The organism is Micromonospora sp. NPDC005087 (assembly GCF_042872965.1).
GTDB lineage: Bacteria > Actinomycetota > Actinomycetes > Mycobacteriales > Micromonosporaceae > Micromonospora.
Window position 1 is genome coordinate 42,809 of sequence record NZ_JBIALB010000008.1, and the last position, 12,472, is coordinate 55,280.

The 12,472-nt window shown below is 72.5% G+C and carries 16 protein-coding genes; 5 read left to right on the plus strand and 11 right to left on the minus strand.

Features of this window, described 5'->3' with window-relative positions; translation table 11 throughout:
• Positions 1-38: 38 nt before the first annotated feature.
• Positions 39-296, minus strand: coding sequence for a WhiB family transcriptional regulator (locus tag ACFYPS_RS19665; protein WP_007072794.1), 258 nt, complete (start codon positions 294-296; stop codon positions 39-41).
• 451 nt (positions 297-747) lie between these two features.
• Positions 748-1,698, minus strand: coding sequence for a diacylglycerol/lipid kinase family protein (locus ACFYPS_RS19670; RefSeq protein ID WP_387325952.1), 951 nt, complete (start codon positions 1,696-1,698; stop codon positions 748-750).
• A gap of 43 nt (positions 1,699-1,741) precedes the next feature.
• Here ACFYPS_RS19670 and ACFYPS_RS19675 point away from each other — a divergent pair, with 43 nt between their 5' ends.
• Complete coding sequence (locus ACFYPS_RS19675; RefSeq protein ID WP_387325955.1) at positions 1,742-2,131, plus strand: hypothetical protein; 390 nt, start codon at positions 1,742-1,744, stop codon at positions 2,129-2,131.
• Between the two features lie 34 nt (positions 2,132-2,165).
• Here the strand turns inward: ACFYPS_RS19675 and ACFYPS_RS19680 are convergent, their stop codons facing one another.
• The 3 genes from ACFYPS_RS19680 to sodN are packed head-to-tail and all read right to left on the minus strand — an operon-like array spanning position 2,166 to position 3,582.
• Positions 2,166-2,573, minus strand: a complete 408-nt coding sequence (locus ACFYPS_RS19680; protein WP_354963763.1) for an ATP-binding protein — start codon at positions 2,571-2,573, stop codon at positions 2,166-2,168.
• 32 nt (positions 2,574-2,605) lie between these two features.
• Positions 2,606-3,181, minus strand: a complete 576-nt coding sequence (locus tag ACFYPS_RS19685; RefSeq protein ID WP_387325958.1) for a GNAT family N-acetyltransferase — start codon at positions 3,179-3,181, stop codon at positions 2,606-2,608.
• Complete coding sequence (gene sodN / locus ACFYPS_RS19690) at positions 3,178-3,582, minus strand: superoxide dismutase, Ni (protein WP_387325961.1); 405 nt, start codon at positions 3,580-3,582, stop codon at positions 3,178-3,180. Before sodN ends, ACFYPS_RS19685 begins: the two co-directional genes overlap by 4 nt.
• An 84-nt stretch (positions 3,583-3,666) precedes the next feature.
• On the opposite strand from sodN, the gene ACFYPS_RS19695 reads away from it, so the two are divergent.
• The 3 genes from ACFYPS_RS19695 (at position 3,667) to ACFYPS_RS19705 (ending at position 6,401) form a co-directional block, all read left to right on the plus strand.
• Entirely contained in the window at positions 3,667-4,017 is a 351-nt protein-coding gene (locus tag ACFYPS_RS19695) for a S24/S26 family peptidase (protein WP_387325964.1), read from the plus strand.
• A 143-nt stretch (positions 4,018-4,160) separates the two neighbouring features.
• Entirely contained in the window at positions 4,161-5,339 is a 1,179-nt protein-coding gene (locus ACFYPS_RS19700; protein WP_387325967.1) for an NADP-dependent malic enzyme, read from the plus strand.
• A 99-nt stretch (positions 5,340-5,438) separates the two neighbouring features.
• Positions 5,439-6,401, plus strand: coding sequence for a zinc-binding dehydrogenase (locus ACFYPS_RS19705; protein ID WP_387325970.1), 963 nt, complete (start codon positions 5,439-5,441; stop codon positions 6,399-6,401).
• Between the two features lie 50 nt (positions 6,402-6,451).
• On the opposite strand, the gene ACFYPS_RS19710 is transcribed toward ACFYPS_RS19705, so the two are convergent.
• From ACFYPS_RS19710 to ACFYPS_RS19720, 3 genes are all read right to left on the minus strand, one after another.
• Complete coding sequence (locus tag ACFYPS_RS19710; RefSeq protein WP_387325973.1) at positions 6,452-7,417, minus strand: alpha/beta hydrolase family protein; 966 nt, start codon at positions 7,415-7,417, stop codon at positions 6,452-6,454.
• Positions 7,418-7,492: 75 nt separating this feature from the next.
• A complete protein-coding gene (locus ACFYPS_RS19715) occupies positions 7,493-7,672 on the minus strand; it encodes a hypothetical protein (RefSeq protein WP_387325976.1) in 180 nt (59 codons plus the stop codon).
• A 29-nt stretch (positions 7,673-7,701) separates the two neighbouring features.
• Entirely contained in the window at positions 7,702-8,607 is a 906-nt protein-coding gene (locus tag ACFYPS_RS19720) for an alpha/beta hydrolase (protein WP_354963771.1), read from the minus strand.
• Between the two features lie 158 nt (positions 8,608-8,765).
• On the opposite strand from ACFYPS_RS19720, the gene ACFYPS_RS19725 reads away from it, so the two are divergent.
• Entirely contained in the window at positions 8,766-8,939 is a 174-nt protein-coding gene (locus tag ACFYPS_RS19725) for a hypothetical protein (RefSeq protein WP_387325979.1), read from the plus strand.
• A gap of 66 nt (positions 8,940-9,005) precedes the next feature.
• Here ACFYPS_RS19725 and ACFYPS_RS19730 read toward each other — a convergent pair whose 3' ends face one another.
• The 3 genes from ACFYPS_RS19730 to ACFYPS_RS19740 form a co-directional block, all read right to left on the minus strand.
• A complete protein-coding gene (locus tag ACFYPS_RS19730; protein WP_387325982.1) occupies positions 9,006-10,121 on the minus strand; it encodes an acetate/propionate family kinase in 1,116 nt (371 codons plus the stop codon).
• The gene (pta, locus tag ACFYPS_RS19735; RefSeq protein WP_354963774.1) at positions 10,118-12,187 is read right to left on the minus strand and encodes a phosphate acetyltransferase; all 2,070 of its coding nucleotides are present in this window, start codon (positions 12,185-12,187) and stop codon (positions 10,118-10,120) included. The genes ACFYPS_RS19730 and pta overlap by 4 nt, the downstream gene beginning before the upstream one ends.
• An 81-nt stretch (positions 12,188-12,268) precedes the next feature.
• Positions 12,269-12,454 carry a DUF6104 family protein gene (locus tag ACFYPS_RS19740; RefSeq protein WP_088987811.1) on the minus strand — a complete coding sequence of 62 codons (186 nt, stop codon included), beginning with the start codon at positions 12,452-12,454 and terminating at the stop codon, positions 12,269-12,271.
• Positions 12,455-12,472: the final 18 nt, after the last annotated feature.

Below are 12,472 nucleotides of genomic sequence, written 5' to 3' on the forward strand. Positions count from 1 at the left end.
CGGGCGGACCCGCCGGGGCGTACAGCTGTGTCGTGGGATCAGGCGGAGTGAGCGCGCAGGACCCGGAGGCCGCCGCGACGTTTGACAGCGCGCCGCTCCTCCTCGCTCATTCCGCCCCAGACGCCGGCGTCCTGACCCGACTCGAGCGCCCACTGCAGGCACTGGTCGGTCACGGAGCAGCGCCTGCAGACGGCCTTGGCCTGCTCGACCTGCAGGAGAGCCGGTCCGGACGTCCCGATAGGGAAGAACAGCTCCGGGTCCTCGTCGCGGCAGACAGCATGGTGACGCCAGTCCATGGCGGCAACACTCCTCATTCTGGATGGGGTGGCAATTATTGCTTGTAGTGCTTTTCCTATATGCATCCGCAAAGCCGATGGTGACAGTTCGCGTCGGTCCATTCGGCAGTGCGTGAGCAGGCGGTTAGCCCCGGGGGACCTGCTGGAACAGCTCAACCTGACGAGCATATCCAGGCAATGTCCCGGTAACTCAAGTTCGCTTGTGAATACTTTCACGAACATTCGCGATGTCAAGGGTGACGCTCGGAAAAACTCCGGGCGGTGAGCAAGCCCACAACCCATTTGTCCGGGTTCCAGTGCCTTCCTGGTTACCCGCCGTGCCACAGCCGAGGATCAATATAGTACAGTCCACGTGACATTGCTGACATTTCCGGCACCTGCCCCTCGGTGTGGCGGCGACCGTGTCGATGCAGTTGTGGCGGCCGCGTCGACCTAGGGCAGTACCCGAGACCTAGCAGATTACTCTCAGTGCGGCGGGAACGGATGTGAATCTGACTTTCTCCCGCTCGCCGAGGTAGTCGCCGTCCAGCTGGAACGCCTGTGGGCGGTTGGAGACCAGCGTGAACTCCGCCGTGTCATGGAGTCGTAACACCTGCCGGCCGCGTGGATCCGGCCGCCGGGACAGGAACTGCGTCACCGTCCGTGTTGTGCTGGCCACCCGGAGCTGACGCAACGCCAGCACGTCCAGCCCGAGGTCGAACGACGCCTCCGGGTTCGGGTTGATCTCCCGATCGCCCAGGTACGTCCACGGCGCGGTGTTCTGGATGATGACGGTCGCCAGCTCGCCTTCCGCGGGCTCACCGGGACGCTCCAACCTGATCGCCGGGTGCCGTCGGTCCGAGGCGAGGAAGTACTGGTTCATGATCGAGCGCAGGTAGAGACCCGGAGTGGAGACGCGCCCCCGACGACGTGCCTGCTCCACCCGGTGGATCACGGCGGCGTCCAGGCCGAACCCGGCGCAGAAGGTGAAGTAGCGATCGTCCGCGCGCCCCAGCCCGATCGTCCGGTGTCGACCGAGACGCAGCCCTTCGAGGATCATGCTGGTCCCCTCCGGCCACTCCCGGGGAAGGCCCAGCGCGCGGGCGAACACGTTGGTCGAGCCACCCGGAACGGTCGCCAGCGCGGGCAGCCGCTCGGCCAGCGTGGCGCCATCGGCGCCGGCGGGCGGCTCGGCCGTCATCAGGCCGTTCACCACCTCGTTGACGGTGCCGTCGCCACCCAGGGTGACGACCAGGTCGACCCCCTCCGCGGCGGCCTCCCGGGCCAGCGCCATGGCGTGCCCACGCCGGCGGGTGTAGCGCACGCTGAGGTCGACTTCGCTGCGCAGCGCCCGGACAAGCACGTCCCGGCTGCGTTCGCTGGTGGTGGTGGCCTTCGGATTGACCACCAGGACGGCCCGCATGGGCGGCACTGTACCTTCCGGTAGCCCGGGTATCGTGGCGCGCGTGACCATCGACTCGGCCCCGATTCCCGTCACGCTCCGCTGGGCGGTGCGGCTGCTGTGGGCGGAGGCGGTCGCCGTCGGGCTGATCGCCGCCTGGCTGGTCTGGGCCGATCTCACCGCCGCCACCCGCGATCTGCTGTCAGCCCTGCTGGTGACCGCGTTCGCCGTCGGGGCGGCGGTCGTGCTCTGGGCACTGGGCCGCGCGCTGCTGCGCCGTCAGGCCGGCGCGCGCGCCCCCGCGATCGTGCTTCAGCTGATGCTGCTGCCGATCGGGTGGTTCATGATCCAGGCCGGGCTGGGCTGGCTCGGCGTGCCGCTGATGGCACTGGGCCTGGGCGTCAGCTGGCTGTTGGTGAGCCCCCCGACGACCCGGGCGCTCGGTTTCGAGTGACCGGGCTCCGCGCCCGACGGGGTGAACGGGTGGGTCAATAGCCGCCGGAGCGGCGGGTCAACAGCGAGATCGTCGCCCGGCCGTCGGCGGCCGTGGTGGACGCCGACGTGGTCAGCGCGGTGAGCACCTTCCAGGCGAAGGACGACTCGGCGGGCAGGGTGGCGCCGCGCACGGTCGGCACGGTGACCTCGACGGTCAGCGCGTCCTCGGTGACCGAGAACCGGCACTCCAGCTCGGCGTCGCGGGTGGCGATGGCGAGCAGCATGGCGCACGCCTCGTCGACCGCGATCCGCAGATCCTCGATCTCGTCGAGCGCGAACTGCAACCGGGCCGCGAGACCGGCGGTGGCGGTACGGAGCACGCCGAGGTAGCCGCCGTCGGCGGGCACCGTGAGGTGCACCACGTCGTCGTCGGTCGCTGGCTGGCCGGTCAGTTGAGTCACGCCTCATCCCCCCGGTCGGGGACTCTACCCGGTCAGTCGCCCGGGCGCGTGCCAGCGGCGGTGGCCTGGCTGGCGAGGTCACGCAGTGCGTCGCCGCTGAGCCGGTAGGGGACCCACTCGCTCATCTGCTCCGCGCCGATGGAGGCGTAGAACCCGGCGGCCGGGTTCCAGTTGATCATCCACCACTCCAGCCGCCGGTAGCCGCGTCGTACGCAGATGTCGGCCAGGGTGGCGAGCAGCAGCCGGCCCGCACCGGTGCCCCGGGCGGCCGGTCGGACGTAGAGGTCCTCCAGGTAGACGCCGTGCACGCCGGCCCAGGTGGAGAAGTTGAGGAACCACAGCGCGAAGCCGATCGGCTGGTCGTGCTCGTCGACCGCGACGTGGCCGAAGAGCGCCGGTGCGGTCGCACCACCACTCCAGCTCGGCGCGTCTGACGCCACGCCGCGACCTGGAGTAGTCGTGAACAGGGCCGAGGTCAACTGTTCGGTGGTGAGGTGGCACTGGTCCGGGGCGCGTTCGTACTCCGCCAGCTCGTGAACCATGGCGACGACGGCCGGCACATCCTCGGGACGTGCCGGCCGGATCGTCGGGGTGACGGGTGCGGTCACGCCTTCTTGGTCTCCCAGAAGATCTTCGAGATCTCATCGATCTTCGCGAGCAGCTTGTCGGCGGTGGCCGGGTCGAGGCTGCCCTTGACGCCACCGGCGCCGGCGAGCTTGGTGGCCTCGTTGAACAGGGTGTGCAGGTTCGGGTACTTCTCGAAGTGCGGGGCCTTGAAGTAGTCGGTCCAGAGCACCCACAGGTGGTGCTTGACCAGCTCGGCGCGCTGCTCCTTGATGATGACCGCCCGGGTGCGGAACTCCGGGTCGGTGTTCGCCTGGTACTTCTCGCAGATCATTTTGACCGACTCGGCCTCGATCCGGGCCTGGGCCGGGTCGTAGACGCCGCACGGCAGGTCGCAGTGAGCGCTCGCGGAGACGCGGGGCGCAAGGATGCGTGGAAGTCGCATCGGGATCCTCCATGGGAAGTTTGCGATGATCAAAGGCGACATTACTCCTGGGAATGCTCCCCGAAGCGGGTGGAGGTGAAACCAGTGCGGGCCGATCACCCGGCGGGGGCTCCCCGGCTGCGCGGGCCGCTGACCGCCATCCTGGTGACCGGCCCGTCCATGGCGCCGACGCTGCGGCACGGCGACGCGGTGCTGGTCCGCCCGCACGGTCGTCCGATCCGCCCCGGTGACGTGGTGGTCGCGGTCTTCCGTACCCGTCCCGAGCTGCTGGTGGTGAAACGGGCGGTCCGGGCACAGGACGGCGGCTGGTGGCTGCGCGGGGACAACGACCTGGTCACCGACGACTCCCGCGCGTACGGGGTGGCCGACGTGCGGGGGCGGGTGGTGGCCCGCTACTGGCCGCGCCCCGGACGGGTCCCGCGTCGACCGTTATGACCCTGCTCACATCCGAGTGGCAGTGTCGACACTATGCTCGGAAAGTGCCCGGGTGACCCCCCGCACCGCGTGCCACCGCTCGCCGCCCACCTCGCGGCCGGGCCGGCCGCCCCGTCTGCTCGACAGATCCTGGAGTCACCGCCATGCCTTCGTCCACCGTGGACCCCGCTGATCCCGTCTTCCAGCTGCACCGGGGCGGCAAGATGGCCGTCACCTCGACGGTGCCGCTCACCAGCCGGGAGGACCTCTCCCTCGCGTACACCCCGGGGGTGGCCCGGGTGTGTGAGGCGATCGCCGCCGACCCCGACCTGGTCGACGACTACACCTGGGTGTCGCACGCCGTCGCGGTGGTCACCGACGGCTCGGCGGTGCTCGGGCTCGGCAACATCGGCCCGCGTGCCGCGCTGCCGGTGATGGAGGGCAAGGCGGTGCTGTTCAAGCAGTTCGCCGGGGTCGACGCGGTGCCAATCTGTCTGGACACCCAGGACGTGGACGAGATCGTCGCCGTGGTGCGGGCGCTGGCCCCCTCGTTCGGCGGGATCAACCTGGAGGACATCAGCGCGCCGCGCTGCTTCGAGGTGGAGCGCCGGCTCGACGAGGCGCTGGACATCCCGGTCTTCCACGACGACCAGCACGGCACCGCGATCGTGGTGCTCGCCGCGCTGCGCAACGCCGCCACCCTGCTCAACCGCAAGCTCGGTGACCTGCGGGTCGCGGTGAGCGGCGCCGGCGCGGCCGGTGTGGCCGTGACGAAGATGCTGGTCGCCGGGGGCGTCAACCCCGACCAGGTGGTGGTCTGCGACTCCAAGGGCATCATCGGCCGGCACCGTACCGAGCTGACCGGCACCAAGGCCGAGCTGGCCGCGACCACCAACGCCGACGGTCGGCAGGGTGACATCACCGAGGCGCTGCGCGGCGCGGACGTGCTGATCGGCGTCTCCGGCGGGCAGATCCCGGAGGCCGCGGTCGCCGGCATGGCACCCGGCGGGATCGTGTTCGCGCTGGCCAACCCGACCCCGGAGGTGCACCCCGAGGTGGCCGCCCGGCACGTCGCGGTGGTCGCCACCGGGCGCAGCGACTACCCCAACCAGATCAACAACGTGCTCGCCTTCCCCGGGGTGTTCCGGGGCGCGCTGGACGCGCGGGCCACCCGGATCACCGAGGGCATGAAGGTCGCCGCCGCGGACGCCATCGCCGGAGTGGTGGCCGAGTCGCTGACCGCCGAGGCGATCGTCCCGTCGCCGCTGGACCCCCGGGTCGCCCCGGCGGTGGCCGAGGCGGTCGCCGAGGCGGCCCGCCGCGACGGCGTCGCCCGCCGGTAAGGAAGGGCACCTTCTTAACGCCTGGTGCATAGGAAGGGTCCCTTCCTAACGCCGGGTGTGTGGAAGGGCCCCTTCTTAACCGGCGTTCGGCTTGTTACCGTGCCGATCATGCGTGCTGCCTTCGCCTCCCGCTTCGACGACGCCGACCCGCTCGCCGCGCTCACTGTCGGTGAGCGGCCCGAGCCGACCCACCCGGCGGACGACTGGGTGACCGTGCAGCTGCGCGCCACCTCGCTCAACCACCACGACCTCTGGTCGCTGCGGGGGGTGGGGCTCACCGAGGCCCAGCTGCCGATGATCCTCGGCTGCGACGCGGTCGGCGTGGACCCGGAGGGCAACCAGGTGGTCGTCTACCCGGTGGTGGTCACCCGGGGTGACCCGCGCGGGGTCTCCATCCTCTCCGAGTACTTCCCCGGCACCCTCGCCGAGCGGGTCGCCGTACCCCGGTCGAACCTGGTCCCGCTGCCCGACGGGATGGCGGCGACCGACGCGGCCTGCCTGCCCACGGCCTGGCTGACCGCGTGGCGGATGTTGACCACCAAGGGCCGTGTCGAGGACGCCGACAGCGTGCTGGTGCAGGGCGCGGGCGGCGGCGTGGCCACCGCGGCCGTCGCGCTCGCCGTCGCGATGGGTAAGCGGGTGTACGCGACCAGCCGCGACGCCACCAAGCGGGAGCGGATCACCGCGCTCGGCGCCACCGCCGTGGAACCGGGTGCCCGGCTGCCGGAACGGGTCGACGTGGTGATCGAGACGGTCGGCGCGGCCACCTTCGACCACTCGATGAAGTCGGCAGCGCCGATGGCCCGGATCGTGGTCTCCGGCGCCACCGCCGGTCACGAGCCGGCGGTCAACCTCCGCCGGGTCTTCGCCATGCAGCTGGAGATCCTGGGCACCTCGATGGGCACGCCCGGCGAGCTGTACGAGCTGCTGGCGTTCTGCGCGGACAGCGACGTGCGCCCGGTGGTGGACAGCGTCGTCCCGTTCAGCCGGGTCGAGGACGCCTTCGCCCGGCTGCACTCCGGTGACGCCTTCGGCAAGGTCGTCGTCGACCACACCGCCTGACGCGTCCGCGGCGTTGCTTTCATGATCCGCGCCTTCGCCCGGCCGGCTACCTACAGGTGGTCGTCGAAGGTGGCGATGTCGCCGCGCTTCGCGTCGGTGGAGATGCGCTTCTTGGCCGCCGGGTCGCCGTACAGCGTCCAGCGGAGGAACTCGACGGAGGTGTCCGAGACCACCCGCAGCGCCGCGCCGTCGCTGAGCAGCGCCCGCCCGTGGTCGCCCTTCGGCAGGCTCAGCATCGCCTTCGGCCAGGGCACCTTGTCGTACGCGGCCCGGCCCGCCGCGTAGTCGACCACCTCGTCCAGCTCGCCGTGCACGAACAGCTGGGGCGCGGCCGCGCCGGCGAACGCCGTACCCACGCCGAGCGCCGTGCCGGCGAACACCACGCCGGCGTCCAGCCGTTCGTCCCGGCTGGCGGTGAACAGGCCGATGGTGGTCACCCCGCCGGCCGAGTGCCCGGCCGCGGCCACCCGCTCGGCGTCCAGCCGGCCGCGAAGCGGGTCGCCCGCCTTGCCGTCGAGCGCCAGCACCTCGGTCAGCGTGTAGGACACGTCGGCCGGCTGGTTGAGCACGTCGAGGACGTTGCCGTCGCCGCCCCGGGAGGTGTGCGGGAAGGCCGGCGCGGCCACCACGAAGCCCGCCGCCGCCCACCGGGTCAGCAGCGTGGCGTAGTCGTCCGGCCGCCCGCCCAGGCCGTGACTGAACATCACCACGGGAAACCGGCCGGCCGCTGCCGCCGCCGACCGCTTGACCGCCCCGCCGGCCTCCCCGGCCGCCGGGTACCAGAGCGTCACCGGCAGCGCCCGGCCGTCCCGGTTCAGCTTGAGCTGGCGTACGCCGACGGCGAAGGCTCGCTGTGGCGCGGTCCCGGCGGGTACCCGCGGCGTCGCCGAGGCGACGGAGGAGGGCTCGACCGGTGCCGGCCCGCTCTCGGCCTGCCGGGCGTCCGCGGTGCAGCCGACCAGGCCGGCCGTGAGCAGGGCGCTGGCCAGCAGCGCGGGGGTGACGCGACGGGACATGAACTCAATTGTGCCCTGCCCGGCTGACCCGCTCGGTCGCGTTCGGTGTGGCGTGGCCACCCGCTCACCCAGCGCTCAGTCTTCTCCGGCCGGCGGGACGGCGGCGCGCAGCCGGGCCAGGTCGTCGGCGTCCTTTGGTCGGCGCGGGCGCTCCGGCATCCAGATCGGGTACATCTGCTTGAACTCGATCTGGGCTGACACCGAGATCGTCGGCACGGTGAGCGTGCCGATCCGGCCCGCTGGCGCGTCCAGCATCCCGGCCGGTAGCGGGGCGGCCGGGGTCGTCAGCGGGCCGGGCGGGACTCGTAGCGGGTCAGGGTGGGGGTGCGGGCGTCGGCGGGGAGGCGGGCGCCGGCCGCGCTGTCGTCGTAGAGGGTCCAGCGGAGAAAGTCGGTGGTGGTGGCGAGGACGGGGGCGAACCCCGGACTGTCCGGGGTGAGGTACGCGCCGTGGTCCTGGCCGAGCAGGCTGAGAAAGGCGGCCGGGCCGGGGGTACGCCCGTACGCGGCCCGGCCGACCGCGACCGGCACCACCGGGTCGGCCGTGCCGTGCACGAAGAGCAGGGGCGCGGCCGGCCCGGCGAAACTGCCGGGCAGTCCGCCCCCGGCGATCACGATCCCGGCGCGCAGCCGGGCCTGGTGCCCCTCGGCGAACATGCCGGCCGTGGTGAAGCCGCCGGCCGAGTGGCCGGCGGCGGCGATCGATGCCAGGGCCAGGTGACCGGCGAGCGGATCATCCGGGTCGGTGTCGAGACGGCTCAGGTGCCGGATGAGCCGCCAGCAGTCGGCCGGCTGGTTGCGGACGTCGGCTCGGGTGAACCGGGCGGCACCGCGCCGGGTGTGCGGGAACGCGGGAGCGGCCACCACGAAGCCGGCCGCCGCCCAGCGCGTGGTCAGCCCTGCGTGCAGCCCGGGCCGGCTGTCCAGGCCGTGGCTGTAGATGACCACCGGGAACCGCCCGGCGGCCACCCCGTCGGGTGACGCCGGGTACCAGATGGTCACCGGCAGGGGGCGCGCCGAGCGGGGATCGAGGGTGAGCGTACGCACGCCGACGACGTACGACCCCTCGGGCGCCCGGCGCGCCGACGGCACGACCGGGGCGGCGGTGGACCCGTCCGCCACGGCGGTGGCCGGCGCGCAACCGGCCAGCAGCGCTGTCACCAGTACGGCGATCAGCCGCCCCGCCCCCATCGTTCCACGGTAGGTGCCCGGGTGTGGGTAGCGACCCCGCCGTCCGGTCCGGCCGCACCCGCCGGCCGGGTCGGGTCAGCTCCGCCGGCCGGGTCGACACCACCGGGTGCCGTGGGCGGGGGCGGTGCGCCGCGACCGGCTTCGCTAGGGTCACCGGCATGCCTGAGAACTACACCGACCCCAGCGGCAACACCGAGGCGTTCCGCGCGTTCACCCAGACGCCGGAGGCCATCGCGCCGGCGGAGTCCCCGTCCCGCCTGCCGCTGATCATCGGTGCGGCGGTGGTCGTCGTGCTGGTGGTTGCCCTCGTCGCCTGGTTGGCGCTGCGCTGAGCCTGCCGGCCCGGCCGGGTTTGACCGGCGGTGAGATGCCCGCGTGCTGAGCCCCACGGAATGGCGTCAGCCGGCCTCGACCACGGCCCGGGCCTGCCGGGCGATCTCCCGTTCCTCGTCGGTGCGAATGACGCAGACGGTCACCTCGGTGCCCTCGGGCGAGATCACCCGGTCACCGTTCCCGGCGTTGCGGGTCGGGTCCACGACGATGCCGAGCCGGTCCAGCCCGGCCAGCGCGGCGGCCCGCACCGGCGCCGCGTGCTCGCCCACCCCGGCGGTGAAGGTGATCGCGTCGACCCGACCGAGCAGCGCGTAGTACGCGCCCACATAGCCGGTGATCCGCCGGCAGTACACGTCGAAGGCCAGCTCCGCCGCCTGGTCTCCGGCCGCCCTGCGCTGGAGCACCTCGCGCATGTCGTTGACGCCGGTCAGCCCGAGCAGGCCGCTGCGGTGGTTGAGCAGGTCGTCGATCTCGTCCACCGACAGCCCAGCCTCCCGCCGCAGGTGGAAGATCACGGCCGGGTCCAGGTCGCCGCTGCGGGTGCCCATCACCAGCCCCTGAAGCGGGGACATGCCCATCGAGGTGGCGACGCTGCGGCCATCCGCCACCGCGCAGGCGCTGGCACCGTTGCCGAGGTGCAGGGTGATCGTGTTGAGCTGCCCGTACGGGCGCCCCAGCAGTTCCGCGGTGCGCCGGGAGACGTACGCGTGTGAGGTGCCGTGGAAGCCGTACCGGCGGATGGCGTACCGCTCGGCGGTGTCCCGGTCGATCGCGTAGGTGGCCGCGGCCTCCGGCAGGGTGTGGTGGAACGCGGTGTCGAAGACGGCGACCTGCGGAACGTCCGGCAGCGTCTCACGGGCCATCTCGATGCCGGCCAGGTTGGCCGGGTTGTGCAGCGGGGCGAGCGGTACCAGGTCCCGGATCGCGGCCAGCACCGCGTCGTCGACCAGGACCGGCGCGGTGAACATCCGGCCGCCGTGCACCACCCGGTGCCCGACCGCCGCCAGCCCACTCAGGTCCTGCCCGGCCAGGATCTCCCGGACGGCGCTGGTGTGGTCCGCCGGGCCGCCACCGGGTTCACCGACCCGCTCGACGGTGCCCTGGTCGAGCACCCGGTCACCGTCGTAGCGGCGCCACTTGACCGATGACGACCCGCAGTTGAGCACCAGCACCCGACTCACGACGCCTCCTCGGTGGCCGCCTGGATGGCGGTGATCGCCACCGTGTTGACGATGTCCGGCACGGTCGCGCCCCGGGACAGGTCGTTCACCGGCCGGCGCAGGCCCTGCATCACCGGGCCGACGGCGACCGCCCCGGCGGAGCGCTGCACCGCCTTGTACGTGTTGTTGCCCGTGTTCAGGTCGGGGAAGATGAAGACCGTGGCCCGGCCGGCGACCGCGCTGCCCGGCAGCTTGGTCGCCGCCACCGCCGGGTCGATCGCCGCGTCGTACTGGATCGGCCCCTCGACCAGCAGGTCGGGCCGGCGCTTCCGGACCAGCGCCGTGGCCGTGGCGACCTTCTCCACGTCCGCGCCGGCCCCCGAGCTGCCGGTGGAGTACGACAGCATCGCCACCCGGGGCTCGATGCCGAACCGGGCGGCGGTGTCCGCGGACGAGATCGCGATGTCGGCGAGCTGGGCGGCATCCGGGTCGCGGTTGACCGCGCAGTCGCCGTAGACCAGCACCCGGTCGGCGAGCAGCATGAAGAAGACGCTGGAGGCCACCGAGACCTCCGGCACGGTTCGGATGATCTCGAACGCCGGCCGGATGGTGGCGGCGGTGGTGTGCGTCGCGCCGGAGACCATGCCGTCGGCCCGTCCGGTGGCCACCATCAGGGTGCCGAAGTAGTTCGGCTGGGCGACGATGTCGTGCGCCAACTCGGCGGTGACCCCCCGGTGGGCGCGGAGCTGGGCGTACTCGACCGCGAAATCGTCCCGCCACCCGCTGGTCACCGGGTCGACCACGTGCGCGTCGCCGAGGTCGACGCCCAGCTCACGCGTACGCCGGGAGATGTCGTCCGGCCGGCCGAGCAGGGTCAGCTCGACCACCCCGCGGCGGAGCAGGATCTCCGCCGCGCGCAGGATCCGCTCGTCGGCGGCCTCCGGCAGCACGAGGTGCCGGCGCTGTGACCGGGCCCGGTCGATCAGCTCGTTCTCGAACATCAGGGGGGTGACCCGGGTCGACCGGCTGACGCGCAGCCGGCGGGCCAGGTCGTCGGTGTCCACGCAGCGCTCGAACGCGCCGAGCGCGGCCTCCACCTTGCGCGGGTTCGCCGCGCTGGGTCGGCCCTCGATCCGGCTGGACGCGGCCACCGTGTGGTAGCTGTCGCTGCGCACGGAGAGTACCGCCAAGCCGGTGTTCAGCCCCTCCACCAACCGCATCGCCCGCGGGTCGGGCTGCTCGCCGAGGGTCAGCACCAGCCCGGCCACCGACACCTGCCCGGCCACGTGCGCGGCGCTGGCGGCGACGAGCAGGTCGGCGCGGTCCCCGGGGGTGATCACCAGGGCGCCCTCGGTGAGGTGGTCCAGCAGCGTGGGCACGTGTGCGGCACCGACCACGAAGTCCAGCACGTCCCGCCCGAGCGCGGCGTCGTCCCCGGCGAGCAGGGTGGCGTCGAGCGCCGCGGCCACCTCGGCCACCGTCGGCGCCGACACGCTCGGCACCTCCGGGATGGCGTACGCCGGCACCGGCAGCTCGGGCAGGGTCATCGGCCCGGGCACCCGGTTGGCGATCACCGCGAGCACGGTCGCGCCCAGGTCGGCCAGATCGTGGTACGCCCCCCGCACGGCTGCCGCGATGGCCGCCGGCTCCTGCCCGAAGCCGTCCACCACCGGCACCACCACACTGCCGAACTCGGTGGCCAGCCGGGCGTTGAAGGCCAGTTCCCGGGGACGGGCCGGGTCGCCCGGGTCGTCGAAGTCGCTGCCCACCACAACCACCGCCGGGCACTGCCGCTCCACGGCCCGGTAGCGCTCGACGACGGCGGAGATCAGCTCCTCCCGCCGGCCGTCGGCGACCAGTGCGGTGGCCTCGGCGTAGCTCATCCCACTTAGTTCGGTCAGCGGTTGCTCGATCCGGTAGCGCTCGCTGAGCAGGGCGAGGATCGGGTCCGGGCCGGAGCCGGCGACCAGCGGCCGGAACGCGCCGATCCGCCCGACCTGGCGGGACAGCAACTCGGCCAGCCCGAGGGCGACGGTCGACTTACCTCCGCCCGATCCCACACTCGTCAGATACACGCTCCGGGCCACGCCCCAACCCTAGAAGATCGCAAGACCTCCCGCCCGGGTCCTCCGGCCCCTCCAAGCTCGATCACCGGCAGCCGCCGGGGTCTAGGCGTCGTCGTCGTCGGGGTCGTCCAGTCGGGCCAGGTAGGTGGCCAGGCGCTCGATGGGGGTCTCGAAGTCGGGGTTGAGGTCCACGAAGTCGCGCAGGCGTTCGCCGAGCCACTCCAGGGTGACCTGCTCGTCGCCCCGGCGCTCGACCAGCTCCTCAATGCCGCGGTCGGTGAAGTACATGGGTACGTCCTCTTGCTC

What these genes read in the sequence shown, in the direction of transcription:
- ACFYPS_RS19720 (WP_354963771.1), bottom strand. Translation starts at nt 8,607, where the DNA reads ATGGGGGCGGGGCGGCTGATCGCCGTACTGGTGACAGCGCTGCTGGCC.
- ACFYPS_RS19710 (WP_387325973.1), bottom strand. Translation starts at nt 7,417, where the DNA reads ATGTCCCGTCGCGTCACCCCCGCGCTGCTGGCCAGCGCCCTGCTCACG.
- ACFYPS_RS19725 (WP_387325979.1), top strand. Translation starts at nt 8,766, where the DNA reads ATGCCTGAGAACTACACCGACCCCAGCGGCAACACCGAGGCGTTCCGC.
- ACFYPS_RS19665 (WP_007072794.1), bottom strand. Translation starts at nt 296, where the DNA reads ATGGACTGGCGTCACCATGCTGTCTGCCGCGACGAGGACCCGGAGCTG.
- sodN (WP_387325961.1), bottom strand. Translation starts at nt 3,582, where the DNA reads ATGCGACTTCCACGCATCCTTGCGCCCCGCGTCTCCGCGAGCGCTCAC.
- ACFYPS_RS19700 (WP_387325967.1), top strand. Translation starts at nt 4,161, where the DNA reads ATGCCTTCGTCCACCGTGGACCCCGCTGATCCCGTCTTCCAGCTGCAC.
- ACFYPS_RS19740 (WP_088987811.1), bottom strand. Translation starts at nt 12,454, where the DNA reads ATGTACTTCACCGACCGCGGCATTGAGGAGCTGGTCGAGCGCCGGGGC.
- ACFYPS_RS19715 (WP_387325976.1), bottom strand. Translation starts at nt 7,672, where the DNA reads ATGCTGGACGCGCCAGCGGGCCGGATCGGCACGCTCACCGTGCCGACG.
- ACFYPS_RS19670 (WP_387325952.1), bottom strand. Translation starts at nt 1,698, where the DNA reads ATGCGGGCCGTCCTGGTGGTCAATCCGAAGGCCACCACCACCAGCGAA.